Annotated in this window: 21 protein-coding genes and 1 tRNA gene; 14 read left to right on the top strand and 8 right to left on the bottom strand. The window is 55.4% G+C overall.

The features are described from left to right. The first annotated feature begins 402 nt into the window (after positions 1-402). The gene (fdhD, locus tag AFL22_RS05865) at positions 403-1,227 is read left to right on the top strand and encodes a formate dehydrogenase accessory sulfurtransferase FdhD (protein ID WP_052270950.1); all 825 of its coding nucleotides are present in this window, start codon (positions 403-405) and stop codon (positions 1,225-1,227) included. On the opposite strand, the gene AFL22_RS05860 is transcribed toward fdhD, so the two are convergent. Next, entirely contained in the window at positions 1,224-2,000 is a 777-nt protein-coding gene (locus tag AFL22_RS05860) for a DeoR/GlpR family DNA-binding transcription regulator (RefSeq protein ID WP_052270949.1), read from the bottom strand. The two genes, fdhD and AFL22_RS05860, sit on opposite strands and share 4 nt — an antisense overlap. Positions 2,001-2,207: 207 nt before the next feature. Here AFL22_RS05860 and AFL22_RS05855 point away from each other — a divergent pair, with 207 nt between their 5' ends. The 3 genes from AFL22_RS05855 (at position 2,208) to AFL22_RS05845 (ending at position 5,629) form a co-directional block, all read left to right on the top strand. After that, on the top strand, positions 2,208-3,548 hold the full coding sequence (locus tag AFL22_RS05855; protein ID WP_052270948.1) for an aspartate aminotransferase family protein: 1,341 nt from the start codon (positions 2,208-2,210) through the stop codon (positions 3,546-3,548). A 282-nt stretch (positions 3,549-3,830) separates the two neighbouring features. Beyond that, the gene (gene sodA / locus AFL22_RS05850) at positions 3,831-4,448 is read left to right on the top strand and encodes a superoxide dismutase [Mn] (protein WP_052270947.1); all 618 of its coding nucleotides are present in this window, start codon (positions 3,831-3,833) and stop codon (positions 4,446-4,448) included. Between the two features lie 212 nt (positions 4,449-4,660). Beyond that, the gene (locus AFL22_RS05845) at positions 4,661-5,629 is read left to right on the top strand and encodes a VirK/YbjX family protein (protein WP_022624830.1); all 969 of its coding nucleotides are present in this window, start codon (positions 4,661-4,663) and stop codon (positions 5,627-5,629) included. A gap of 8 nt (positions 5,630-5,637) precedes the next feature. Here AFL22_RS05845 and AFL22_RS05840 read toward each other — a convergent pair whose 3' ends face one another. The 6 genes from AFL22_RS05840 to AFL22_RS05815 all read right to left on the bottom strand — a co-directional run bounded on the left by AFL22_RS05840 (position 5,638) and on the right by AFL22_RS05815 (position 12,878). Beyond that, the gene (locus AFL22_RS05840) at positions 5,638-6,000 is read right to left on the bottom strand and encodes a YibL family ribosome-associated protein (RefSeq protein WP_003848030.1); all 363 of its coding nucleotides are present in this window, start codon (positions 5,998-6,000) and stop codon (positions 5,638-5,640) included. Between the two features lie 103 nt (positions 6,001-6,103). Then, complete coding sequence (mtlR, locus tag AFL22_RS05835) at positions 6,104-6,649, bottom strand: mannitol operon repressor MtlR (protein ID WP_171820345.1); 546 nt, start codon at positions 6,647-6,649, stop codon at positions 6,104-6,106. Positions 6,650-6,713: 64 nt separating this feature from the next. Next, positions 6,714-7,862, bottom strand: a complete 1,149-nt coding sequence (gene mtlD / locus AFL22_RS05830) for a mannitol-1-phosphate 5-dehydrogenase (protein WP_010257450.1) — start codon at positions 7,860-7,862, stop codon at positions 6,714-6,716. 96 nt (positions 7,863-7,958) lie between these two features. Beyond that, positions 7,959-9,893 carry a PTS mannitol transporter subunit IICBA gene (locus AFL22_RS05825; protein WP_010671638.1) on the bottom strand — a complete coding sequence of 645 codons (1,935 nt, stop codon included), beginning with the start codon at positions 9,891-9,893 and terminating at the stop codon, positions 7,959-7,961. 432 nt (positions 9,894-10,325) lie between these two features. Continuing rightward, complete coding sequence (locus AFL22_RS05820) at positions 10,326-11,042, bottom strand: DUF3053 domain-containing protein (protein WP_010671639.1); 717 nt, start codon at positions 11,040-11,042, stop codon at positions 10,326-10,328. Between the two features lie 237 nt (positions 11,043-11,279). Beyond that, positions 11,280-12,878: a gamma-glutamyltransferase family protein gene (locus tag AFL22_RS05815; protein ID WP_010257440.1), complete on the bottom strand. Its 1,599-nt coding sequence runs from the start codon at positions 12,876-12,878 to the stop codon at positions 11,280-11,282. A 734-nt stretch (positions 12,879-13,612) separates the two neighbouring features. On the opposite strand from AFL22_RS05815, the gene AFL22_RS05810 reads away from it, so the two are divergent. Beyond that, positions 13,613-13,909 (top strand): HTH-type transcriptional regulator, encoded by a 297-nt coding sequence (locus AFL22_RS05810; RefSeq protein WP_010257438.1) that lies wholly within the window; start codon positions 13,613-13,615, stop codon positions 13,907-13,909. Positions 13,910-13,950: 41 nt separating this feature from the next. Here the strand turns inward: AFL22_RS05810 and AFL22_RS05805 are convergent, their stop codons facing one another. After that, positions 13,951-14,544 carry an HD domain-containing protein gene (locus tag AFL22_RS05805; protein ID WP_010257434.1) on the bottom strand — a complete coding sequence of 198 codons (594 nt, stop codon included), beginning with the start codon at positions 14,542-14,544 and terminating at the stop codon, positions 13,951-13,953. Positions 14,545-14,606: 62 nt separating this feature from the next. Here AFL22_RS05805 and AFL22_RS05800 point away from each other — a divergent pair, with 62 nt between their 5' ends. From AFL22_RS05800 to dppF, 9 genes are all read left to right on the top strand, one after another. Then, complete coding sequence (locus tag AFL22_RS05800; RefSeq protein ID WP_010671641.1) at positions 14,607-15,071, top strand: MarR family transcriptional regulator; 465 nt, start codon at positions 14,607-14,609, stop codon at positions 15,069-15,071. A gap of 95 nt (positions 15,072-15,166) precedes the next feature. Further along, positions 15,167-15,595: an organic hydroperoxide resistance protein gene (locus AFL22_RS05795; protein ID WP_010257431.1), complete on the top strand. Its 429-nt coding sequence runs from the start codon at positions 15,167-15,169 to the stop codon at positions 15,593-15,595. Positions 15,596-15,916: 321 nt separating this feature from the next. Continuing rightward, a complete protein-coding gene (gene eptB, locus AFL22_RS05790; RefSeq protein WP_052270946.1) occupies positions 15,917-17,608 on the top strand; it encodes a kdo(2)-lipid A phosphoethanolamine 7''-transferase in 1,692 nt (563 codons plus the stop codon). 125 nt (positions 17,609-17,733) lie between these two features. Next, positions 17,734-17,810: transfer RNA gene (locus AFL22_RS05785), tRNA-Pro, on the top strand. A gap of 1,140 nt (positions 17,811-18,950) precedes the next feature. Then, on the top strand, positions 18,951-20,561 hold the full coding sequence (dppA, locus tag AFL22_RS05780; RefSeq protein ID WP_010671642.1) for a dipeptide ABC transporter periplasmic-binding protein DppA: 1,611 nt from the start codon (positions 18,951-18,953) through the stop codon (positions 20,559-20,561). 171 nt (positions 20,562-20,732) lie between these two features. Continuing rightward, positions 20,733-21,752, top strand: coding sequence for a dipeptide ABC transporter permease DppB (dppB, locus tag AFL22_RS05775; protein ID WP_010257427.1), 1,020 nt, complete (start codon positions 20,733-20,735; stop codon positions 21,750-21,752). Positions 21,753-21,761: 9 nt separating this feature from the next. After that, on the top strand, positions 21,762-22,664 hold the full coding sequence (gene dppC, locus AFL22_RS05770) for a dipeptide ABC transporter permease DppC (protein WP_052270945.1): 903 nt from the start codon (positions 21,762-21,764) through the stop codon (positions 22,662-22,664). A 12-nt stretch (positions 22,665-22,676) separates the two neighbouring features. Further along, complete coding sequence (gene dppD, locus AFL22_RS05765) at positions 22,677-23,663, top strand: dipeptide ABC transporter ATP-binding protein (protein WP_010257423.1); 987 nt, start codon at positions 22,677-22,679, stop codon at positions 23,661-23,663. Further along, positions 23,653-24,675, top strand: a complete 1,023-nt coding sequence (gene dppF / locus AFL22_RS05760; protein ID WP_010671644.1) for a dipeptide ABC transporter ATP-binding subunit DppF — start codon at positions 23,653-23,655, stop codon at positions 24,673-24,675. Before dppD ends, dppF begins: the two co-directional genes overlap by 11 nt. The last annotated feature ends 346 nt before the right edge of the window (positions 24,676-25,021 follow it).

Genomic DNA, 25,021 nt, shown 5'->3' with positions numbered 1-25,021 from the left:
TATCGTTCTACTTTATTGGCTCCATTGCGAAGCCTTGCAAAATAGCAGCCCTATCTGCCTGTAAGTTGACCAGGGTCAACAGGTTAGTCATTAGTAATTCTTTTTCTAAATTTTGTTAAAAATCCTCGGCAACGGATCCCCGGCGCAAGCAGATTTGCTTTAGCGGCAGATAATTACTGTTGTTTTATGCTTACCGATGTTAAAGCCTGAAAGATACCCATTCTCATTCTGCCCGCCAGCAGGCGTGGCTGCGCTTTTCCCGGTGAGAAAACCGCATGAATTGCCCCGCTGTTTATTTGCGCCGCACCGGGCCAGAAGGCAAAATTAGTCTGCGTCTGATCGCCGCTGTGCAGCCGTACTGACTGTCGCATTTCATTATTTATTAACAACAGGTCGTAATTTTTGAAAGCTATTCAGCCTGACTCAGGCGAAGATTTAACAATTCAGGCCGGCGTCAGCAGAACGCAGGTATGGCAGCGTGCCGATTTGACCGCAGCAGAGTCTGACTGGCTGGCGGACGAGGTGCCGGTGGCGCTGGTTTACAACGGCATCTCTCACGTGGTGATGATGACCACGCCCAAAGATCTGGAGGCGTTTGCGCTGGGTTTTTCGCTGTCAGAGGGCATTATCGACGCGCCAGGCGACATTTTCGGCATGGACATCGTGCCGGGCTGTCACGGCATTGAGGTTCAGATTGAGCTTTCCAGCCGCCGTTTTATGGCGCTGAAAGAGCAGCGTCGTGCGCTGGCAGGCCGTACCGGCTGCGGCGTGTGTGGCGTTGAACAGCTGGACCAGATTGGCAAGCCGCTCTCTCCGCTGCCGTTTACCCAGACCTTTGCGCTGGATCAGCTGGATCGGGCGCTGGGCCAGCTGAAAGCGTATCAGCCGGTCGGACAGAAAACCGGCTGCACCCATGCTGCCGCGTGGATCCAGCCTGATGGTCAGCTGGCCGGTGGCTGTGAAGATGTGGGTCGCCATGTGGCACTGGATAAGCTGCTGGGCTATCGCAGCCAGGCTGCGTGGGGGCCAGGCGCGGTGCTGGTCTCCAGCCGCGCCAGCTATGAAATGGTGCAGAAGTCCGCCATGTGCGGGGTTGAGATCCTGTTCGCAGTCTCGGCAGCGACCCGCCTGGCGGTTGAGGTGGCTGAGCGCTGCAATCTGACGCTGGTCGGATTCAGTAAACCTGGACGCGCTACGGTTTACAGCCATCCTCAGCGGCTGCGTTAAACCACCATCACCTCTGGCAGCGTCTGCTGCAACGCCTCAAGGGCGGCACTGTTGTCGCCGCCACTATCCGTAATCAGCAGGTTGATCGCCGGTGACGGCGCGTAAACCGTGCGGCTGACTACCCCCAGTTTGGTGTGATCGGCCAGCAGATAGCAGGAAGTGGATTGCTGCACCATCGCCCTGGCGATGGCCGCTTCGTGCGGATGAAAACTGCTGGCACCACAACCCGCCTCAATGCCAACCGGCGACAGCAGCGCCACATCGGCGCGATAGCGGATAATCTCACCCACGGTAATTTCGCCGCGCGTCTGTTGTGCGCCCGCCGACATCGTCCCGCCCAGCAAAATAATCTGATTATTCAGCGGCTGATCTTCTTCTCCGGCGCTCAGCGCCAGCGCGGCCTGCAGGCTGTTGGTCACAATCGTCAGGCCGGAAAGGGCGTGCAACTCCTCTGCCAGCAGCGTGGTGGTGCTGCCCGCATCCAGAAACAGCGTCTGTCCGGGCTGCAGCAACTGCGCAGCGGCGCGGGCGATGGCGCGCTTCTCCCGGGCCTGATTACTGCGGCGTTCCGTCAGCGGCGGTTCAGCCCGCGTTTCAATCGCCACCAGCCCGCCGTGAACGCGGCGTGCCAGACCCAGGGCTTCCAGCTCAATGATATCGCGGCGCGCGGTTTCGCGTGAGACCCCCAGCTCCCTGATAATGCGCTCGGTACTCACCTGGTTAAGCCGGGTCAGTAAGGCACGGATGCGATGAAGGCGCGTTTCCTGCAGCATAAAGGTTTCCTTATAAAGCGCGAAGAGCACGGATGATACGCCAGTGAAGCGAAAGATTCCGTCTGAATCAGGGAGCAAGCTTAGCGTGGCGATCTGCCTGCGTCATGTGTATTTTATTGCATTTGTGTATTTTGTTGCATTTTAGATTCAGGCAGGCATGATAAAGGCGTCAGCTCTTCCTCCTTCATCCTTGTAACGGGAGTCATTATGGCCACGCGTTCCACTATTATGGATACCAACAGTTTCCGCGCCGAACATGCCGATGCGCTCGACAGCGAGACGCGCAAACTGACCGATAAACGCAGCAAAGTGCTTGGCGAATCTTATCGCCTGTTCTATCGCAAACCGGTGCATCTGGTGCGGGGTGAAGGGCAATATCTGTGGGATGCGGCGGGCGATAAATATCTCGACGTCTACAACAATGTGGCGAGCATCGGGCACTGTCATCCGGCCGTGACTGAGGCGGTGACGCAGCAGATGAAAATGCTGAATACCCACACCCGTTACCTGCATGAAAATATTCTGGACTACAGCGAAGCGCTGCTGGCGACTACGCCCACGGCGATCGATCGCGCGATGTATATGTGCACCGGATCGGAAGCTAACGACCTGGCGATTCGCGTGGCGCGCGCCTTTAGCGGCGGCAGCGGGATTATTGTCAGTAAAGAGGCCTATCACGGCACCAGTGAGCTGACATCCGGCGCTTCTCCGGCGCTGGGCAGTGGACAGCCGCTGGCACCCACCACGCGGCTGGTGATGCCACCGGATGCGTATCGTGTGGACGCGCCTGACCTGGGCGACTGGTTCGCTGACCAGATTCAGCAGCAGATTGATGATATGGCGGCGCACGGCATTAAATTTGCCGGATTCCTGGCGGACTCAATCTTCTCCTCGGACGGCGTGTTGCCCGATCCGCGCGGCTTCCTGAAAAAAGCGGTCGAGGTGGTGCATGCCAACGGCGGCATCTTTATTGCCGATGAAGTGCAGCCTGGTTTTGGCCGTACCGGCGACGCGTTCTGGGGCTTTGGCCGCCACGATGTGGTGCCTGACATCATTACCACCGGCAAGCCAATGGGCAACGGCATTCCGGTTTCCGGCCTGCTGGCAAAAAGTGAAGTGCTGGCCGCCTTCAGCGACTCAATTCCCTACTTCAATACCTTTGGTGGTAACCCGGTCGCGATGGCGGCGGCGCAGGCGGTACTGAAAGTGATCACCGAAGAGGGGTTACAGGAACACAGCCGCGTGGTCGGCGCGAAGCTGCTGGCGGAGCTACGAACCCTGATGGATCGCTATGAGTGCGTGGGGGATGTGCGCGGTGCCGGACTGTTTATCGGTTTTGAGCTGGTCACCGATCGTCACAGCAAAACGCCGGACAAAACGCTGGCGCTGGATTTAATCGAGAAGCTGCGTGAACATCGCGTGCTGACCTCGGTCGCCGGCCCGTATGGGAATGTGCTGAAACTGCGTCCGCCACTGGCGTTCCAGGAAGGGGATATTGACTGGCTGGTCGGCGCGCTCGACAGCGGGCTGCGCGAACTGGGCAGGTAACGCGCAGGGCAGGGCAGATGCGGCGTTCGGGCGGGATGAGTGCCTGCTGGTGGTGCTGGCAGAGTGCTTCGCTCTCCCTGTCTGATAAAGCTGAAAAGGCGGAGTCAGCAGCAGCATGCTGTAAAAACAACGGGTTGCTTTTGCCAGATTTCTCAAATCCTTATGGTTAATAGGGCATTGATTACCCTTTTACGCTACATGAATTTAACTATAATGATTCGACTGCTTACGCGGCACGTCCCGAATTCGTCGTGCTGCTCAAACTAAATGGAGAGGAAGAACATGAGTTATTCACTGCCATCCCTGCCTTACGCATACGACGCACTGGAACCGCATTTCGACAAGCAGACGATGGAAATCCATCACACCAAACATCACCAGACCTACGTGAACAACGCTAACGCGGCGCTGGAAGGCACTGAATTTGCCAATCTGCCGGTAGAAGAGCTGATCACCAAACTGGATCAGCTGCCAGCAGACAAAAAAGGCCCACTGCGTAATAACGCAGGCGGCCACGCTAACCACAGCCTGTTCTGGAAAGGCCTGAAAACCGGCACCACGCTGCAGGGCGACCTGAAAGCGGCTATCGAGAAAGATTTCGGTAGCGTGGAAAAATTCCAGGAAGAGTTCGAGAAAGCGGCTGCGACCCGTTTCGGCTCAGGCTGGGCGTGGCTGGTTAAAAAAGGCGACAAACTGGCTGTGGTATCTACCGCAAACCAGGACAACCCGCTGATGGGTGAAGCGGTTGCTGGCGTTTCTGGCTACCCAATCATCGGTCTGGACGTGTGGGAACACGCCTACTACCTGAAGTATCAGAACAAACGTCCTGACTACATCAAAGCATTCTGGAACGTGGTCAACTGGGACGAAGCAGCAGCCCGCTTCGCAGCTGCCCAGTAAGTTAACTCAGTGTTAACGTGATAACGATAAACCGGTGGAATTTATTTCGCCGGTTTTTTTTATCTTTAAATTCTGTCGTCCCAGATTAAACCAAAAATAAACGGATCTCGCTTTTTAACCGCCGCGCTTTTAACCTTCTGCCACATTAACACGCCGTTGATACTCGTTGTCTTATGCTCAGTGACATTCCTGCTCACTGTGTGTCGATGACTATGTCAATTATAACTACTCACGAAACTACGACCGATTCTTCTGCATCGCTTTTTTTTCAGTTAATTAGCGGAAAATACGTTCCGAATAAACTCTGGATAAGTAAACGTTTCCGGCTGAAATTTGTGTTAAGAACCTTAATATCGCCGCTGACTACGCTGCGTTATCTGGATGAGCTGTCGCATTTACCGCAACTCCCTCTGTTGATGAGTACTCAGGGATTGCTGCCAGCCAAGCTGCACCGGCCCTATCTGCGCTCAGGGTTGAGCATTGCTGCGCGCGCGCAGGCGATACTTGATCATTACAGTCTGATGAATAATCTGGAAAACCCTGCGCTGCGTCAGCTGCTGCAAAGCGCCACGGATAATCCGCTGGCTACGCTGACCGGTAAAAATGGCGAATCCTTTTTACTTTCCTGCAGTTCCGGTTATTTCGATCGGGAAGGGGAAGTGACGCTGGTATTACGTTATAACGACGAAATTATTGCTTCACTTTCATTTTCAATTCTCAATGAAAATAACCAGCGCACATTATTAATTGGCGGATTACAGGGTCCGCGGAAACATATCAATAATGAGGTTATCCGCGAGGCGACCAAAGCAGCGCAGGGTCTCTTTCCGAAACGCCTGTTAATGGAAGCGGTATTTATTGTGGCAAAGCAGTGCGGCGTGGAGAATATTCTGGCGGTAGGCGATGAGACTCATGTCTTCCGCAGCCTGCGCTATCGCCACAGCAAAGGGGATAAGTTCTTTGCCAGCTACAGTGAATTCTGGCTGTCGCTGAGTGGCGAGGCGCGCAGGGATGGGATGTTTATCCTGCCGCTGAGCCTGCCGCGCAAAACGCTGGAGGAGATTGCCAGTAAGAAGCGGGCTGAATATCGTCGCCGCTATGAACTGCTGGATGCGCTGGCGGAGCAGGTCTATGCCGCCGCCGGCGAACGCAAAGCCGATGTCGATCAGGCTGCTGCCTGATCGACCCGTCAGAATGCGGTTTTGGCGAAGCCGGTCATTGCTGTCAGCCCCATCTCACGTCCCAGCGCGGTCATTGGATGCACCACGACCAGGCCGCGCACGCTTTTCTTCAGCGCGCCCAGATTTGCCTGCTCTTTCTTGGTAATTTCGCGGCTGAAGCCCATTTTTTGCAGCTTCTGCGCCTCGGCACTGAGTTTTTCTACCCGCTGACCGCGCAGACGCTCAATCTCAATGACCAGCGCTTCTTTCTCTTTCAGCAACGCGCCCAGTTTCTCGACATCACCCGATTCCAGTAACTGCGGCTCTTTGCGGTTCAATGCGTCCAGCTTATCGCTGAGAAGTTTGATTTCGTTCTTTTCTTGCTCTTTCATGACAACAACTCGTTGAGGAAAACAGGCCAAGGATACACCAAATCTGGCGCATATTCCCGCTCAGGTTAAGACGAAAAAGGCGCCGTGATGGCGCCTGACAGGATTAGCTGCCGGACTTTTTAAACGCCTGCTTCATACTGATGCGGGCGATCAGCTCGGTTAGCGACAGGACCATGGTGGATCGCACCATCTGCAGATAGCGCTGCTGCTGCATGCTGCGCAGCTCTGCATCTTCGGTGTGAAACACCGGCGCGGGCGGCCAGGCGGTGACGCAGTGCAGTTCACCAAACGGGCCAAGGATCTCATCGTCGGTAAAACGATAATCACCGCTATCGTGATTCAGCTCTTCGCGCAGCGCCAGCAGCAGTTCACCATCTTCATATTCGTGGCGGCTGATAACGCCAAGACCGTAAATCAGCTTCAGACGAACCGAGAGTTCACCCAAAGGACCATCGCCCAGCAGCAGCGGTTCTACGGCATATTTCACCGCGTAGTCATCTTTACGGAAGACCTGCAGCACCAGCAGATTGACGGCTTCAGCCAATAGCTCAACGGCGGCGATCAGAAAGCTTCTCACCGAACGACCGGCGTTCAGGCGCTCAAGCACCCGGTTTTCAAAAGCCTGCTTCTCTTCCATTATTGCCTGCATGGGTTCAATACCGCCGTTGGGCGCAGGCGAACTGCGCCCGGCTTGCGTCACTAACACGCGCGCATTATGCCATAGCGTGCCAGGCGCTCACCACCGAAGCCACCACTTCGCTGTCAGCATCCAGACCTGAAACCTCAGCCAGCGTCGCCTGTGGGCCTTTTTCTGCCAGCAGCGTGGCCAGCTCCTGCGCCTGTGGGTCCTGGTCGCTGCGATAGTGCATCGCGGCGGCAATGCCCTGCACCAGGCTGGCGTGCGGTAAACCATACTCCAGCGTGCCCAGCGTCGGCTTGATCAGGCGATCGCCCGCGCTGAGTTTACGCAGCGGCTGACGACCCACACGCTCAACATCATCTTTCAGATAAGGGTTCTCAAAACGGCCAAGAATTTTCTGGATGTAGGCCGCATGTTTATCCGCCTCAAAACCGTAACGCTTAATCAGCACCGCGCCGCTCTCTTCCATCGCCCCTTTCACCACGGCCCGGATTTTTTCATCGAGGATGGCGTCACGAATGGTCTGGTGACCGGCCAGCTGGCCGAGATAGGCGGTAATCGCGTGACCGGTGTTCAGTGTGAAGAGTTTACGCTCAACAAATGCCATCAGGTTATCGGTCAGTTCCATACCCGGAATCGCAGGCAGGTCGCCTTTAAACTGAGTTTTATCGACGATCCATTCGCTGAAGGTTTCAACGGTCACTTCCAGCGGATCGGTGCTGCCCGCTTCAGACGGTGGCACGATGCGATCGACAGCGGAATCCACAAAGCCGACATGCTGCTCAAGCCAGGCGTGATACTGCTCCGGCAGCGCCTTCAGCACATGCTGTTTCAGCTGGCTGGTGCCGCGCACCATATTCTCACAGGCGATAATATTTAGCGGGCGGGTATTGCCGTTGTCGCTGCGTTTTGCCAGCCCTTTAGCCACACTGCCGGCAATACGCTCCAGAATCTGCGGGCCCACGGCGGTGGTAACGAGATCGACTTCAGAAACCAGGGTGATGATCTCATCGCTGGTGCTGTTTACCGCGCTGACGCCTTTAACGGTTTCTGTTTTGGCCTGCTCGCCAACTACATGAACGGGATACTCATGACGCGCGTTCAGTGCATCCAGCACCGTCTGATTCACATCAGCAAAAACCAGTTCGATACCTGCATCAGCCAGTAACTTGCCGATAAAGCCGCGACCAATGTTTCCTGCTCCGAAATGTAACGCTTTCATAATTTTTGACCCATATCAAATGACGATGGGGCGGGCAAACCCGCCCCAGGAAATCGGGACGGGCATGACCGCCCCAGGGAAAATAATTGCTATAAATTACGCGATTGCAGGCTTACCTGACAGCAGATCCAGCACTTCCTGCACGCTGGTGGTGTTCGCCAGCTTCTCAATCACGCTGTCATCATCCAGCGCATTGGTCAGGCTGGTGATCACCTGGATGTGCTCGTTGTTACGGGCAGCAATACCAATCACCAGGCGCGCCACATCCTCCGGCTCTTCACCGAACAGGACGCCTGCCGGATACTGACAGAACACCACGCCGGTTTTCAGCACGCGATCTTTTGCTTCGACCGTACCGTGCGGCACGGCAATCGACTCACCGAGATAGGTCGGCGTCAGTTTTTCACGCGCCAGCATCGCCTCAACGTATTCAGGCTCAACGTAACCGCCTTTCACCAGCTGTTCACCCGCAAAGCGGATCGCCTGCTCTTTGTTACTGGCGGTCAGGCCGAGGAAGACGTTATCCGCTCCCAGTTTAAACAGGTGTGCGTTACCTTCATCGTAGCTGTCAGAGAGCGCGGTATTCACCGTTTGACGATGCACGTCGCTGCGGTTAGCCGCCACCAGACGCTCGGTCAGGGTGCTGTAGAGCGCGCTGTCGAGGAAGTTGTTAAGCGAGATATGCTGCGCATGCGGAGCCTGGCGGATGGCGCGTTCAGTCAGGTCACGGTGGGTAATCACCAGATCGACATCACCCGGCAGAGCGTTGATCGCGGTATTGGTCACCGATACATTGCTCAGCCCGGCGTCCTGCACTTTCTTGCGCAGTACGCCTGCACCCATCGCGCTGGAACCCATACCGGCATCACAGGCGACGATGATTTTACGCACGTGATGCAGTTCAACGCTCATGGCATCACTGGCGACTGGCGCACCCGCGCCGCTCTGGCCTTTAGACTGCGCTTTCATCTCATGCATGCGCTGGGTCGCGGCTTCGATATCGTCATCTTCTTTGACTTTGCTGGTTTTCAGCAGGATAGCGGACACCACGAAGGAGACGGCGAAGGCGGCAGCGATAGCGGCGATGTTCGCGAAGTAAGCACCTTTTGGCGTCATTGCCAGCACCGCCAGGATTGAACCCGGTGAGGCAGGAGAGACCAGGCCACCGTTCAGCACCGTCAGCGTGAAGACGCCGGTCATACCGCCAAGGATAACCGCCAGCAGCAGGCGAGGAGCCATCAGCACATACGGGAAGTAGATCTCATGGATGCCGCCAAGGAAGTGGATGATTGCCGCACCGCCCGCAGACTGTTTAGCACTGCCACGACCAAAGAACATATAGGCCATCAGCACGCCCATACCCGGACCCGGGTTGGCTTCGATCAGGAAGAAAATGGATTTGCCGGCTTCACTAGCCTGCTGGATACCAAGCGGCGAGAAGATACCGTGGTTAATGGCGTTGTTCAGGAACAGGATTTTCGCGGGTTCGACGAAGATCGAGGTCAGTGGCAGCAGGTTGTTCTGCACCATCAGATTCACGCCCGCGGCGAGAATGTGTGACAGACCTTCTACCAGCGGACCGATCGCCAGGAACGCCAGCAGTGCCAGTATCATCCCGATAATACCGGCCGAGAAGTTGTTGACCAGCATCTCGAAGCCGCTTTTGATTTTGCCGTCAATCGCCCGGTCAAACGACTTGATTGCCCAGCCGCCCAGCGGACCGGCAATCATCGCACCGAGGAACATCGGCATATCAGCACCGACAATCACACCCATGGTGGTAATGGCACCGACCACGCCGCCGCGATCGCCGCCCACCAGGCGCCCACCGGTGAAACCGATCAGCAGTGGCAGCAGGTAGGTGATCATCGGGCCAACCAGTTTGGCCAGCGTTTCGTTAGGGATCCAGCCAGTTGGAATAAACAGTGCGGTGATGATACCCCAGGCGATAAACGCCCCGATGTTTGGCATCACCATATTACTCAGAAAGCGACCAAAGCTTTGTACTTTGACCTTCACTGATGAGGACATAAACCCACCCCTTATTGAGACGCGCTGCAATAGGAGAGCGCGCTTGTTTTTGTTTAGCCACCCCGACCCAAAGCCGGTGGTATTACTGTATGCACGCGGACTCTATCACGCGAATTTGACGCTGCGTAGCGTGCGGGGTAAGTGTGATCTACATCACTGATTAAGGGTGGTGGCAGGGGTGATTAGCGTGATTTTGATCACACTTTAAGGCGTAGCTCAGGCTCAGTTGGCTGATTTTTAGACGGGGTGGCCGGTTATCTGTGAGGTGAATCACACTTGTTTGACGTTGATTTGTTATATATCTGTGACTTAGATCACAAACTATTTTTGGTCGAAAATGCGCCAGATCACACTTCATTCAGCGGGTGATTGGGTGGGAGGAGAAAAGAGAGTGGGACGGGCAGACGATTAGCGCCTGCCCGTAAAGCGGGTTTACTGCAGACCACCCTGGACGGCAGCCTGTGCCTGAGGAAGCGCCTGCGAATTGGCGGATAAAGTGCTCATCAGCGCGTTATATTGCGAAGCCTGATCCTGAGTCGGGAACTGCACGCCGCCATCATTGAAGCTGACACGGGTTCCCTGCGTTTGCAGGAAATCGCCGGTCTGCACTGCACCCTGACTCAGCGCCTGGAGTTTTGGCAGCAGAGGAATCAGCTGATTGGCGGGCACCGTCACCACTTTGTTATAGGCGGTGTCGTAGACTTTTTTCAGGTCATCCGGCTGTTTCAGGGTCGCCTTGCTGCTGTCCGCCTGCATTTTGGCGCTTTCAATCTGCTGGGTGACGATCACCAGTGCGCTGGTCGCCTGACGCAGGGAATCACGACGGCTGAGATAATCCTGCGGAACGCGAATAGCAGAAAGCTCATCCACCACCGGACGCATACCCTGTTCAACCGCTTTGTTCGCCTGCTGCGAGAACCCATACATGATGGCGTAATCGCTGGCGAAGTTGCCAAAGCTCTGCTTCTGGTTTTCGCTGAGGCTGGGCAGATGCTCGCCGCTGCGCATCACAGTGTTCTGGAGAAAATCGATAAATGCTTTGCGCTGCTCGCCTTCTTTATCACCGCATGCGGTGAGTTGCAGCACGATCAGCGCGCCAGCGAGCATAATGCCGCCACGTGCCATAAGGCGTGTAAGTCCTGAAGCCATAGGGTCAACTCCTGTCGGTGATACTGTCAGATGTCCAGGTAGGAATGGCCTAAAGAATAGAACAAACCCAAGCCACGGCACAACGTGAAACCACCTGTGAAACAGATGCTTTCTGAAACGCCGGTTACAGAATGGGACCGCCTGCGCCTCAGGGCGTGCTGCATTCCCTGCCATCGCAGGCTTCAGCGCGCAGAGATGAAGGAGGGGCTGAGCAGTCTGACGCTCACTGCCGCGACCTTAAAACACCACCGCCTGACCATCTTTGCGACTCTCACTGGCCGCAATGTAGAAGCCCTGTGGATCGCGCACTATCGCCTGCGCGCCACCAAAATTGTAATTACTCAGGGGATCTTCCAGTACCACGTTGTGACCCATGCGGCGCAGTGTGCTCAGGGTATTGCGATCGAGGGTTGATTCAAATACCACCTCGCGTCCCTGCACCACGCGCCAGCGCGGCGCATCAATCGCGGCCTGCGGATTCTGCTGGTGCAGCATAATACGCAGCGCCAGCTGGAGGTGTCCCTGCGCCTGCATCGGGCCGCCCATCACGCCAAACGCCATCAGCGGCTGGCCCTGCTGATCCCGCGCAAAGGCTGGAATGATGGTATGAAACGGCCGCTTACCGCCCGCCACGACGTTGGGATGGTCTGGATCGAGTGAAAAGCCCGCGCCCCGGTTCTGCAGGCTGATGCCGGTATCGGGTACCACCACGCCGGAGCCAAATCCCATGTAGTTAGACTGAATGAATGAGACCATCATGCCGCTGGCATCACCGGCGGCGACATACACTGTGCCGCTCTGCTGCGGTGATCCAAAGCGGAAATCTCCCGCCTTGTCAGGATCAATTAACGCTGCCCGCTGGCGGATATAATCATTGCTGAGCAGGTGTTCCGCCGGAAATTCGAGATGATCTTCATCGGTGACATAACGGTCCAGATCAACCAGCGCCAGTTTCATCGCCTCGATGGAGAGATGCAGCCACTGCGGCGAATCCGGTGCATAGCGGTTGATTTCCCACTCTTCCAGAATGCCAAGTGCAATTAAGGTCGCAATGCCCTGACCATTCGGCGGCAGCTCCTGCACCGATCCTCCGGCAAACGGACGCGACAGCAGGGTAACCCAGTCGGCACGATGGTTTTTCAAATCCTCCAGCGTCAGGGCTGCGCCATGCTCACGGGCGAAGGCTGTCATCTTTTGCGCCAGTGCGCCGCGGTAAAAGCTTTCGCCCTGAGTCTCAGCGATTTCCTGCAAGGTGCGGGCCTGAGCCGGATTGCGGAACAGCTCGCCAGCACGCGGCGGACGACCCTGCGGCGCAAAGCAGTCGCTAAAGCCAGGTTGATCCCGCAGCTTGTCATAGCCGCGCTGCCACAGCTGACCAATCAGCGGTGAAACCGGAAAACCATGGCGCGCATAGTCAATTGCCGGTTGTGCCAGGGTGGTCAGCGGTAAGGTGCCAAAGCGCTGTGCCAGTGTGACCCATGCCGAGACGGCCCCTGGCACAGTGACGGATTCCCAGCCGGTTTCAGGCATCGCACTAAAATCGGCAAAGCGTTCGGGATGCCACGCGGCTGGCGATCGGCCTGAGGCGTTTAACCCATGCAGCTCGCTGCCATCCCAGACAATGGCAAACGCATCGCTGCCGATGCCGTTTCCGGTTGGCTCCAGCACGGTTAAGGCGATGGCGGTGGCGATAGCCGCATCCACGGCGTTTCCACCCTGTTGCAGCATCCGTAAACCCGCCTGCGCCGCCAGCGGTTGAGAGGTTGCGACGGCATTACGACCCATCATCGGTACACGATGAGAAGGGTATCCGACGTTAAAATCTGTTTCACGCATCGCTTTTCCTTACAGAGGTCAGGTATAGGTTTGGCCTGTCGTCAGTGCGTTATCACGGGGCTGCACTTTTACCGCGCATCAGGTCGATAGTTGCCGGGTAACTGCACCGGCATGAGGCGCCAGCCGTTTCGTTAAGATGACTGTTGATTAATCTGGCGACAGAGCGCCGTTAAGAATAAAAGATTTACCCGCTCTGCACTGTGAGCCGCCGCGCGCCAGGCCTCAGGCCCCAACCAGGACTATTCTTAATTTAATAAGAACAGTGAATATATGTGTTCAGGAAGTAAACCATTGGCGTATATTTTGCACTCACTACCTGAAGAGGTGTATTGCCTCACAGAAATGAGAATATGCCAGCAAAAAGCTTGATGGCATCCACATAAATAGCAAACACCATTTGATTTTTCTGCCCACACCGAAGGCACAAAACTCAACTGCCTCAGCAGGTTAGAGGTGCTGGAACTTTTCCGGCAAACCATAGTTAAAAAAATAATTATAAATTGCGCGGCAAATAGTCAGGTCTCTATCCATACTTAGTCTCCCGGCATTTGTTGCATTGACCTGACATCTTTAAAGCAGTGCACCGCAGGCTGTGTCCCGTAATGGTTTCTCTCATAACAAAAATAAACCCTTGCGGGATCCAGCCTGAAACAGGCCCGGTTTCAGAGTCCTGACTTCAGGCTCGTACCTCTCTACTTTCACGTGCTTCATAGCGAGTTTTTAAGGAGTTCTCTATGGAATTAAAAGACCCGATGTTTGAATTGCTCAGCAGCCTTGAGCAGATTGTTTTGACACGTGATGATCGCGCCGCCGAGTTACTTATTCAGCGTCAGCAACCCGCCCAGCCAGAGCCGCAGCGTCTGCGTGAAATGACCGGCATGCAGGTTGATGAGTTTGCAAAAGTAATGGGCGTGAGCGTTTCTTCCGTGAAAAGCTGGGAAGCCCGGCGTACCCGTCCTTCCGCGACAGCGCAGAAATTGATGAAGTTATTACATGCCAATCCCTATCTGGGACGGCAGTTGCTTGAATAAACTGATATCACGAAAAGAACCCGCCGCTGGCGGGTTTTTTATTAGCGTAATTCGCTGTATTTAGCCGCCTGTCTGGCAAACCAGCTCTCCGGCACGCTATAGGGCGGCTCCCGCAACTGTGCGAGTCCGCTTTCAATAATCATTGAAGCCTGCTGCCATAACTGCGCATCTCCCTGCTTCAGCAACTCAATCTGTATCTGCTTTTCAACCAGGTAGACCCGCGCAAAGTCGGGATCAAAACGCACAATCGCGCGGGTGTTATCGATGATGTCAGCCAGTTTGATGGTTTGTGCCTCAGGACTGGCGCTGGCTGTATGGCGGAAGTGCGCCAGTTTACGGGCCGTCCGATTTTTTGCCCCAGCGGGTGCGCTGTTGGTCAGCATCTCTACCAGGCTTGCCACGCGCGTACCAAAGTGCGTTTCGATATCGCTCTGTGTGGTTGCGGTATCTTCCACGGTATCGTGCAGCCAGGCCGCCGCTAACAACGCGTCGTCATGGCTGACGCTGCGCACCAGTTCCACCACCGCTGCCGGATGAACAATATAAGGCTCATCGGTATATTTGCGGCGCTGACCGGCACTGGCATGTGCCTCGGTGGCGAAGCGACGCGCCTGTTCTTCCAGTGAATCCTGCATGCCTTTCCCCCTGACAAAAAGTTTGCTTGCAATTATCTAGCGCGCTATCTATATTATTAACCATGAACTGTGATCAAGATGACAAAAAAGTGAAAACGATGCCACTGTTGGTCGATCAGCACCTCTGCTTTGCGCTTTATTCTGCCAACCTGGCGATGAATAAAGTCTATCGTCAGTTGCTGAGCCAGCTCGACATCACCTATCCTCAATATCTGGTCATGCTGGTGTTGTGGCAGAAAGATGATGTCACGGTGTCAGAGATTGGCGAGCAGCTTTTTTTAGACTCGGCAACATTAACGCCACTTCTGAAGCGACTGGAAAGTGCAGGCCTGATTAACCGGCAGCGAACCCGTCAGGATGAACGCCAGGTTGCGGTGACGCTGACCGAAGCCGGGCAGGCGTTACGGGCCAGGGCTGAAGCCATTCCTGAAGCGGTCAAGTGTGCCACAGCCTGTGATGATGACGCTTTGCTGGCGCTGAAATTACAGCTGGATGGGTTGCGAGATAACCTGAATAAGTCACGATAAATATTGCTGACGGGTGCGCGGCACCCGTTAAACCTCACCGCCTGATTACGGCTGTATAAGTAGTGGGCGATTAAATAGCGTAACGGAGAAATGTCATGTCTTTAGAACAAGTGGTTTACCGCGCCAAAGCCAAAGCAACCGGTGGTCGTGATGGTCGTGCAACCTCTTCTGACGGTGTACTGGACGTGAAACTGGGCGTGCCAAAAGAGATGGGCGGTGCAGGCGGCGAAGTGACTAACCCTGAGCAGCTGTTTGCTGCGGGCTATTCTGCCTGCTTCCTGGGCGCGATGAAGTTTGTGGCGGGCCGTGACAAGATCACCATGCCAAAAGACGCCTGGATCGAAGGTGAAGTGGGTATCGGCCCTATCCCTGATGGTTTTGGTATTGAAGCGACCCTGAACATTCACCTGCCAGAGATGGATGAAGCAGAAGCGCAGAAGCTGGTTGATGCGGCACACATCGTTTGTCCTTACTCAAACGCCACCCGCAACAACATCGATGTCACGCTGAACATTATTCGCTAAGCGTGCTGCGGGCCTGAAACTATCAGGCCCGCACTTTTTTCCCTCTCTCATTTTCGCTCTCCTGCTGCTGTCTGCGACAGCCCACCTGGCCGTTCCTGTCCGCTGTGTACAAAAAATGTGCTAATCAGGTCGACAACGATTATTTTCTGGTCTATCAAACGCGACCATGTTTTACTGAGCCACCTCGCGTTATAGCCTATAAATCCGTTCAGAATTTTCCTTCATCTTGTCCGGTCCGCTTATTCAGCGAACTCTGCCGCGTTTCGGCAGTCACATAAAAGATTTGGTCAAGCGCTTCACACCGGAGAAACACCTTTTTTCATGAATTACATTAAAACCCTGACTCAGCAGAAGTTATCGCTCTTGCTGGCGCTCTATCTCGGTATCTTATTGAATTTGCCGATTTTCTATCGTCGTTTTGACGGTTTTCTCAGGCACTCTACGGTTACGAACTGGCTGACTGCCGTCACCGAGGTAGTGGCCATTGTGGTGCTGACTTTCTTCCTGATGCGTCTGCTGTCGCTGGGAGGAAAGTGGTTTTATCGCGTGCTGGCCACGCTGATTGTTCTGATTTCGGTTGCCGCCGCCTATTACATGGCGTTTTTTAACGTGGTGATTGGCTACGGCATTGTGGCTTCGGTGATGACGACCGATACCGATCTCTCCAGAGAGGTGATTGGTTACCATTTCATCCTGTGGATGGTGCTGGTCAGCGCGCTGCCACTGCTGATGATCTGGCGCAATAAGCTGAGCATGACGCTGAATGAACAGCTGCGTACGCCGGGACAGCGCCTGAAACCTACCCTAATCATGCTGCTCTGCGTGGCACTGGTCTGGCTGCCGATTCGTTTTTTCGACAAGCTGCAGAAGCATAACGAAGAGATCACCAACATCGATCTGCCGAGTTACGGCGGTGTGGTGGCGCACTCTTATCTTCCTTCGAACTGGCTGGCGGCTGTGGGCCTGTTTGCCTGGACCCGTGTGGATGAGTCGCTGAACAGCCAGGAACTGCTGGATCCGGCGAAGAAGTTTACCTACGTCGCGCCTGCCGGGCTTGATGATACCTATGTGGTGTTTGTGATTGGCGAAACCACGCGCTGGGATCACATGGGGATGCTGGGCTATGAGCGTGACACTACGCCGAAGCTGTCGAAAGAGAAGAACCTGGTGGCATTCCGGGGCGAGTCCTGTGATACCGCGACTAAGTTGTCACTGCGCTGCATGTTCGTGCGCGAAGGCGGCACCATGGATAATCCGGGCCGTACGCTGAAAGAGCAGAATGTGTTTGCGGTGATGAAAGAGCTGGGCTTCACCTCTGAGCTGTTTGCGATGCAGAGCGAAGTCTGGTTCTACGACAACATCAATGCCAACAATTTTGCCTTCCGTGAGCAGATCGGTTCAGAGAAGCGTAATCAGGGCAAAGCGGTGGATGACATGCTGCTGGTGCCGGAGATGAAAGCGTCATTGGATCGTTTCCCGAAAGGTAAGCATCTGATTGTGTTGCACACCAAAGGTTCGCACTACCTCTATTCACAGCGTTATCCGCGCAGCTTCGCGAAATATCAGCCGGAGTGTATGGGCGTGGATGAGACCTGCAGCAAAGCGCAGTTGATCAACGCTTATGACAACTCGGTGCTGTATGTCGATAGCATGCTGGATAGCGTGCTGGATCAGCTGCGTGATAAGAAGGCGATCGTCTTCTATGCCGCCGACCATGGTGAGTCGATTAGCGAGAATATGCACCTGCACGGCACGCCGCGTGAGATGGCTCCGCCTGAGCAGTTCCGTGTGCCGATGATGGTCTGGGCGTCAGATAAGTATCTGGAAGACAGTCAGAACCGCAGCAACTTTGAGCGCCTGCAGGCGCAGCAGCGCGTGGGCCGGACCCATCGCCACGTTGAGTTGTTCGATACCATCCTGGGCTGTCTGGGTTACACCTCGCCAGATGGCGGCATTAACCCGGCCAACAACTGGTGTCAGGCACCGGGTAATGGTCAGGCTAAACCGCTGTAATAGTGGTCGAAAAGGGTAAAGCAGGCGGCTGATTCCCGGTAACCGCGTGCTTTCCAGGCGATTGGCGGCAAAAGCATAAAAAGCGGTTGACGCTGATCGGGGGTAGCAGTAACATGCGCCCCCATCGGCGAGTAGCGCAGCTTGGTAGCGCAACTGGTTTGGGACCAGTGGGTCGGAGGTTCGAATCCTCTCTCGCCGACCATATTTAAGAAACCTGTCTGAAAAGACAGGTTTTTTTTCGTCTGAAGAAAAGAGGATGAAAGGTACGGATTTACCGTTGAGCGGGCTTCAGGGAGCATACGTCTGGCAGACGCATCAGGTACTTACAGAAGCATCTCAGACAACTGACAGATCCAAACCCGAGTGACGCTGACAGCAATGAACAATCTCAAGGCGAAGGGAACACGGGCAGAGGAGGAAAGCGTCCCACGCCATGGACGGCGTGGGACGAGCGTCCAGGGATGGTTTAAGCGCCTTTCCGATCTGACCGTGTTCCCGAAGCAGTCTCGATCTGGCCGCTAAGCATTCACATTATTACCACTGAGCGTCCATGGATGGTTTAAGCGCCTTTCCGATCTGACCGTGTTCCCGAAGCAGTCTCGATCTGACCGCTAAGCATTCACATTAATACCGCTGAGCGTCCAGGGATGGTTTAAGCGCCTTTCCGATCTGCCCGTGTTCCCAAAGCAATCTCGATCTTAACGCCACTCCCGCTTGCCATCTTCGCTATCTTCCAGAAAGTTCCAGTAAACCCCATCCACCGCGCATTCCGTTTACCAGCCGTTGTTATCATCACTTACCCGCTGGCAGGCCTTGCCATATAAGAGATGCGATCATAATTCGCGACACATTCTTCTTATGACCGAAAGCGGCAACATGCTGATTTCTTATGCTTCTTTACCAGCATATTCCGCTGGATGAACGTCATAACGCACGGTGAATCGTTCAGTTATTCAACATTTGCCGGTAAAAGTTTTAAGTTTTTTAGCGGTGAGAATCACTAGCGATAGAACAACCATCCAGCACAATGCACGGAAATCAGACCAGCAGCGCTGTGCATTGTATGGCTTTTAGGCCGAAAGGGTTTTTATTACCGTTGCATGCTATCCCTCACACTCTGTGTAAATAAGTAACCGTTGTATTGACGTTCTTTGCAACTGTTGACAAATTGATGCGTCAATAAACGCACAGTTACGGAATTTTCTGAATGCACCATCTGCATAAGAAAAAACAAAAAAAACGTAGCGTGCTTTAACCACCTGTTCGGTGGTACGCCTGAACCGCATAAAAAAATCAGAGGTCGGGCAATACACACAACATCACATCACAATGGAGCAAAAGCATGATCAACTCCCTGGCTAAATCTGGGATGCTGAAGGTCGGTCTGAGCCTGATTGCTATGACTGTCGCCGCCGGTGTTCAGGCAAAAACCCTGGTTTACTGTTCTGAAGGTTCTCCGGAAGGCTTTAACCCGCAGTTGTTCACTTCGGGCACCACCTACGATGCCAGCTCACGTCAGATCTACAACCGACTGGTTGAGTTCACTATCGGCACCACCGAACTGCACGCTGCGCTGGCAGAGAAGTGGGATGTCAGTGAAGACGGTAAAACTTACACCTTCCACCTGCGCAAAGGCGTGAAGTGGCAGACCACCAAAGATTTCAAACCGACGCGCGACTTCAATGCGGATGATGTGGTGTTCACCTTTGAGCGCCAGCTGGATAAAAACAACGCCTATCACGGCGTCTCCGGCGGCAGCTACGAATATTTCGAAGGCATGGACATGCCGAAGCTGATCAGCAAAATTGAAAAAGTGGACGAGAACACCGTGCGCTTTGTGCTGACGCGTCCTGAATCGCCGTTCCTTGCAGACCTCGGCATGGACTTCGCCTCGATTCTGTCGAAAGAGTACGCTGACAACATGCTGAAAGCGGGCACCCCGCAAAACGTCGACCTGAATCCGGTCGGTACCGGTCCGTTCCAGCTGCTGCAGTACCAGAAAGATTCGCGCATCCTTTACAAAGCTAACCCGGATTACTGGGGCACCAAGCCGAAAATCGATCGCTTAGTCTTCTCCATTACTCCGGATGCTTCAGTGCGTTACGCCAAGCTGCAGAAGGGCGAATGTCAGGTCATGCCCTATCCAAACCCGGCTGACATCGCGCGTATGAAGCAGGACAAAAACATCAACCTGTATGAGCAGGCTGGCCTGAACGTCGGCTATCTGTCGTACAACGTTGAGAAAAAACCGCTGGATAACCTGAAAGTGCGTCAGGCACTGACCATGGCGGTCAACAAAAAGGCGATTATCGAAGCCGTTTATCAGGGTGCAGGTCAGCCTGCTAAAAACCTGATCCCACCAACGATGTGGGGCTATAACGACGACGTGAAAGACTACGCCTACGATCCTGAGAAAGCCAAAGCGCTGCTGAAAGAAGCGGGCATGGCAGATGGTTTCTCAATCGACCTGTGGGCGATGCCGGTTCAGCGTCCTTACAACCCGAATGCGCGCCGCATGGCTGAGATGATCCAGAGCGACTGGGCGAAGATTGGCGTCAAAGCCAAAATCGTCACCTACGAGTGGGGCGAATATCTGAAGCGCGCCAAAGCAGGCGAGCACCAGACCGTCATGATGGGCTGGACCGGCGACAATGGGGATCCGGATAACTTCCTGGCCACCCTGTTCAGCTGTTCAGCGGCAAAAGATGGCTCTAACTACTCGCGCTGGTGTGATAAATCCTTTGAGGATCAGATTCAGCCAGCTCGTGCCACCGCCGATCAGGCGAAGCGCATCGAGTACTACAAGCAGGCACAGGTTGTGATGCATGACCAGGTACCGGCGCTGATGATCGCGCACTCAACGGTATACGAACCGGTCAGCAAGAAAGTCTCCGGGTACAAAGTCGATCCGCTGGGCGGACACTACTTTGCTCAGGTAGATATTAAAGAATAATTGTCGCCTTTTCCGGGGCGGCTGCGCGTCGCCCCGGCTTTATCTCCCTGTTTTACTGGAAACGGTAGAGGCGCAGCCTGTCTGCGTCGCGGTCGGGCCTACCCGATCGTCAGATGTAAGCAATAACTACCCTCGCGGCGACGGTCGCGCGGACAAGAGAGAACCCGGATTATGCTGCAGTTCATACTCCGACGTCTGGGCCTTGTCATCCCAACGTTTATCGGTATTACATTACTCACCTTCGCATTTGTTCACATGATCCCCGGCGATCCGGTACTGATCATGGCGGGCGAACGCGGTATTTCTCCTGAACGCCATGCACAGTTAATGGCGCTGTTAGGTCTGGATCAGCCTCTGTGGAAACAGTACCTGAACTACATTAACGGCGTATTACATGGTGACCTGGGCATTTCACTTAAGAGCCGCATCCCGGTCTGGGATGAGTTTGTTCCGCGCTTCAAAGCGACGCTGGAACTCGGCATCTGCGCCATGATATTTGCCGTGGCCATTGGTATCCCGGTTGGGGTCATGGCCGCCGTGAAGCGGGGGTCGATTTTCGATCACACCGCCGTGGGGATCTCACTGACCGGCTACTCCATGCCGATCTTCTGGTGGGGCATCATGCTGATCATGCTGGTCTCGGTACAGCTCAACCTGACGCCGGTTTCCGGGCGGGTCGGCGACACCGTCTTCCTGGATGACACCATGCCGCTGACCGGCTTTATGCTGATCGATACCTTCTTCTGGGGTGAGCCGGGCGACTTCCACGATGCGGTGATGCACATGATTCTGCCTGCCATCGTGCTCGGCACCATTCCGCTGGCGGTGATTGTGCGAATGACGCGATCGGCGATGCTCGAAGTGCTGGGTGAAGATTACATCCGTACGGCGCGCGCCAAAGGCCTGACGCGGATGCGCGTGATCGTAGTGCATGCGCTGCGAAACGCCATGCTGCCGGTGGTTACGGTGATCGGCCTGCAGGTCGGCACTTTGCTGGCCGGGGCGATTCTGACCGAAACCATCTTCTCGTGGCCGGGCCTGGGTCGCTGGCTGATTGAAGCGTTGCAGCGCCGTGACTATCCGGTAGTGCAGGGCGGGGTGCTGCTCACAGCAGTACTGATTATTGTGGTCAACCTGCTGGTTGATCTGCTGTATGGCGTGGTTAACCCGCGCATACGTCATAAGAAATAAGGGGGCATCATGTCTGTTGTTGATCCCGGCAGCGTTACCGTTGCACCCAAGCCGATGACCCCGTTTCAGGAATTCTGGCACTACTTTAAACGTAACAAGGGCGCCGTTGTGGGCCTGGTCTACATCATCATTGTGTTGCTGTGCGCCATTTTTGCCGATGTGCTGGCCCCGCATGCCCCTGCTGAGCAGTTCCGCGATGCGCTGCTGCATCCGCCGGTCTGGCAGGAAGGCGGCAGCTGGAGCTACATTCTGGGCACCGACGATGTAGGCCGCGATGTGCTGTCGCGTCTGATGTACGGTGCGCGCCTGTCGCTGCTGGTGGGCTGTCTGGTGGTGGTGCTGTCACTGATTTTTGGCGTGATATTTGGCCTGCTGGCCGGTTATCTCGGCGGCGTGGTCGATGCCATCATCATGCGTGTCGTCGATATCATGCTGGCGCTGCCCAGTCTGCTGCTGGCGCTGGTGCTGGTCGCCATCTTTGGCCCTTCGATCGTTAACGCCTCTATCGCGCTGACCTTTGTGGCGCTGCCGCACTATATCCGTCTGACCCGCGCGGCGGTGCTGGTGGAAGTGAACCGCGACTATGTGACCGCCTCCGGCGTGGCCGGCGCCGGTATGCTGCGCCAGATGTTTGTGAATATTCTGCCTAACTGCCTTGCACCGCTGATCGTGCAGGCTTCATTAGGTTTCTCCAACGCCATTCTCGATATGGCGGCGTTGGGCTTTCTCGGTATGGGTGCGCAACCTCCAACGCCGGAGTGGGGCTCGATGCTCTCCGACGTCCTGCAGTATGCGCAAAGTGCCTGGTGGGTAGTGACCTTCCCTGGATTGGTCATTCTGCTTACCGTGCTGGCATTTAACCTGATGGGCGATGGTTTGCGTGATGCACTCGACCCGAAACTCAAGCAGTAAAGAGGCACCGAGATGGCGTTATTAAATGTAGACAAACTATCGGTGCATTTCGGCGACGATAAAGCACCGTTCCGCGCGGTTGACCGCATCAGTTATCAGGTTGAGCAGGGCCAGGTCGTGGGTATCGTGGGCGAGTCCGGCTCCGGTAAATCGGTGAGTTCCCTGGCGATCATGGGGCTAATCGATTTCCCCGGCAAGGTGATGGCTGAGAAGCTGGAGTTCAACCAGCGCGACCTGCAGAACATCTCCGAACGTGAGCGCCGCCAGCTGGTGGGCGCCGAAGTGGCGATGATTTTTCAGGACCCGATGACCAGCCTGAATCCCTGCTACACCGTAGGTTTCCAGATCATGGAAGCGATCAAGGTGCATCAGGGCGGCAATAAACGCACCCGGCGTCAGCGGGCGATCGACCTGCTGAATCAGGTTGGTATTCCCGATCCCGCGTCACGGCTCGATGTCTATCCGCACCAGCTGTCGGGCGGCATGAGCCAGCGTGTGATGATTGCCATGGCGATCGCCTGTCGGCCTAAGCTGTTAATCGCCGATGAGCCGACCACGGCGCTCGACGTGACCATTCAGGCGCAGATCATCGAACTGCTGCTGGAGTTGCAGCGGCAGGAGAACATGGCGCTGATCCTGATTACTCACGATCTGGCGTTAGTGGCAGAAGCGGCGCACCACATTATCGTGATGTATGCCGGTCAGGTGGTGGAAAGCGGTAAAGCGACCGATATCTTTAAGGCGCCGCGCCATCCTTATACGCAGGCGCTGCTGCGTGCGCTACCGGAGTTCGCGGCCGATAAAGCACGCCTGGCCTCGCTGCCTGGCGTGGTACCGGGCAAGTATGACCGCCCGATTGGCTGTCTGCTTAATCCACGCTGCCCCTATGCGACTGACCTTTGTCGTCAGGAAGAACCTGAACTGCGCACCATTCCAGGACGCCAGTCCAAGTGTCACTATCCGCTGGACGATGCCGGGAGACCAACTTATGAGTCATGAAACCACGAAAGATCAGTTCCTGCTGCAGGCGATTGATCTGAAGAAGCACTACCCGGTGAAGAAGGGGCTGTTTGGTCAGGAGCGTCTGGTCAAAGCGCTGGATGGCGTCTCTTTTAATCTGGAACGCGGCAAAACGCTGGCGGTGGTAGGCGAGTCAGGCTGTGGTAAATCCACGCTGGGCCGCCTGCTGACGATGATTGAAACCCCGACCGAAGGGCAGCTTTACTGGCACGGTCAGGATCTGCTGAAACATGATCCCCAGGCGCAGAAGCTGCGTCGCCAGAAAATCCAGATCGTGTTCCAGAACCCGTACGGCTCACTCAATCCGCGCAAAAAAGTAAGCCAGATTCTGGAAGAGCCGCTGGTGATTAATACCCAGCTGACCCGCGCGGAACGCCGCGAGAAGACGCTGGAGATGATGGCAAAAGTCGGCCTGAAAACCGAGCACTACGACCGCTACCCGCACATGTTCTCAGGCGGGCAGCGTCAGCGTATCGCCATCGCACGTGGGCTGATGCTCGATCCGGACGTCCTGATTGCCGATGAGCCGGTTTCGGCGCTCGACGTGTCGGTGCGTGCCCAGGTGCTTAACCTGATGATGGATCTGCAGCAGGATATGGGGCTTTCGTATGTCTTTATCTCGCACGATTTGTCGGTGGTGGAACATATTGCCGATGAGGTGATGGTGATGTATCTCGGCCGGTGCGTTGAGAAGGGCAGCAAAGAGGCGATTTTTGCCAACCCGCGCCATCCTTATACTCAGGCTTTGCTGTCAGCGACGCCGCGTCTGAATCCTGACGACCGTCGTGAGCGCATTAAGCTGACCGGCGAGCTGCCCAGCCCGCTTAATCCACCGCCGGGCTGCGCCTTTAATGCGCGCTGCCACCGACGTTTTGGCACCTGCGTGCAGTTGCAGCCGAAGCTGAAAAACTATGGCGGACAGGAGATTGCCTGCTTCGCGGTTGATCAGGATGAGAATCAACCGGTCGGCGTGGCAGAAAAGGTCAGCTGAGGATTGGCAGCGCATTCTGGTGTTTACAGACCGCACAAAATTGAAAGCGATGGGAGCACAGGCCTGTAGCAAAACATTGCGCCCCCCGGACAAAAACGCCGGGAGCGTTTTTGAACAACGCAACGCGTTGGCCCGGCTACGGGCGCCCCTCAGGGATGAGGTGCGTACTAAAAACGCCGGGAGCGTTTTTGAACAACGCAACGCGTTGGTCCGGCTACGGGCGCACCTCAGGGATGAGGTGCGTACTAAAAACACCGGGAGCGTTTTTGAACAACGCAAAGCGTTGGCCCGGCTACGGTGCGCCCTCAGGGAGGGGCGTAATCGCCCGCGCTGAGCCCCGGGATGG

The organism is Pantoea sp. CFSAN033090 (assembly GCF_001264395.1).
Classification (GTDB): domain Bacteria; phylum Pseudomonadota; class Gammaproteobacteria; order Enterobacterales; family Enterobacteriaceae; genus Pantoea; species Pantoea agglomerans.
The sequence above is the reverse complement of the archived record's forward strand: the minus strand, read 5'-3'. Positions and strand labels throughout refer to the sequence as shown.

Bases quoted from the DNA above. Each gene is read 5' to 3' on its own strand.
- mtlD (WP_010257450.1), bottom strand. From the start codon at position 7,862: ATGAAAGCGTTACATTTCGGAGCAGGAAACATTGGTCGCGGCTTTATC.
- AFL22_RS05795 (WP_010257431.1), top strand. From the start codon at position 15,167: ATGTCTTTAGAACAAGTGGTTTACCGCGCCAAAGCCAAAGCAACCGGT.
- dppA (WP_010671642.1), top strand. From the start codon at position 18,951: ATGATCAACTCCCTGGCTAAATCTGGGATGCTGAAGGTCGGTCTGAGC.
- AFL22_RS05800 (WP_010671641.1), top strand. From the start codon at position 14,607: ATGAACTGTGATCAAGATGACAAAAAAGTGAAAACGATGCCACTGTTG.
- AFL22_RS05845 (WP_022624830.1), top strand. From the start codon at position 4,661: ATGTCAATTATAACTACTCACGAAACTACGACCGATTCTTCTGCATCG.
- dppF (WP_010671644.1), top strand. From the start codon at position 23,653: ATGAGTCATGAAACCACGAAAGATCAGTTCCTGCTGCAGGCGATTGAT.
- AFL22_RS05840 (WP_003848030.1), bottom strand. From the start codon at position 6,000: ATGAAAGAGCAAGAAAAGAACGAAATCAAACTTCTCAGCGATAAGCTG.
- AFL22_RS05810 (WP_010257438.1), top strand. From the start codon at position 13,613: ATGGAATTAAAAGACCCGATGTTTGAATTGCTCAGCAGCCTTGAGCAG.
- AFL22_RS05825 (WP_010671638.1), bottom strand. From the start codon at position 9,893: ATGTCCTCATCAGTGAAGGTCAAAGTACAAAGCTTTGGTCGCTTTCTG.
- AFL22_RS05805 (WP_010257434.1), bottom strand. From the start codon at position 14,544: ATGCAGGATTCACTGGAAGAACAGGCGCGTCGCTTCGCCACCGAGGCA.
- dppC (WP_052270945.1), top strand. From the start codon at position 21,762: ATGTCTGTTGTTGATCCCGGCAGCGTTACCGTTGCACCCAAGCCGATG.
- AFL22_RS05860 (WP_052270949.1), bottom strand. From the start codon at position 2,000: ATGCTGCAGGAAACGCGCCTTCATCGCATCCGTGCCTTACTGACCCGG.
- AFL22_RS05820 (WP_010671639.1), bottom strand. From the start codon at position 11,042: ATGGCTTCAGGACTTACACGCCTTATGGCACGTGGCGGCATTATGCTC.
- eptB (WP_052270946.1), top strand. From the start codon at position 15,917: ATGAATTACATTAAAACCCTGACTCAGCAGAAGTTATCGCTCTTGCTG.
- dppB (WP_010257427.1), top strand. From the start codon at position 20,733: ATGCTGCAGTTCATACTCCGACGTCTGGGCCTTGTCATCCCAACGTTT.
- AFL22_RS05815 (WP_010257440.1), bottom strand. From the start codon at position 12,878: ATGCGTGAAACAGATTTTAACGTCGGATACCCTTCTCATCGTGTACCG.
- mtlR (WP_171820345.1), bottom strand. From the start codon at position 6,649: ATGCAGGCAATAATGGAAGAGAAGCAGGCTTTTGAAAACCGGGTGCTT.
- AFL22_RS05855 (WP_052270948.1), top strand. From the start codon at position 2,208: ATGGCCACGCGTTCCACTATTATGGATACCAACAGTTTCCGCGCCGAA.
- dppD (WP_010257423.1), top strand. From the start codon at position 22,677: ATGGCGTTATTAAATGTAGACAAACTATCGGTGCATTTCGGCGACGAT.
- sodA (WP_052270947.1), top strand. From the start codon at position 3,831: ATGAGTTATTCACTGCCATCCCTGCCTTACGCATACGACGCACTGGAA.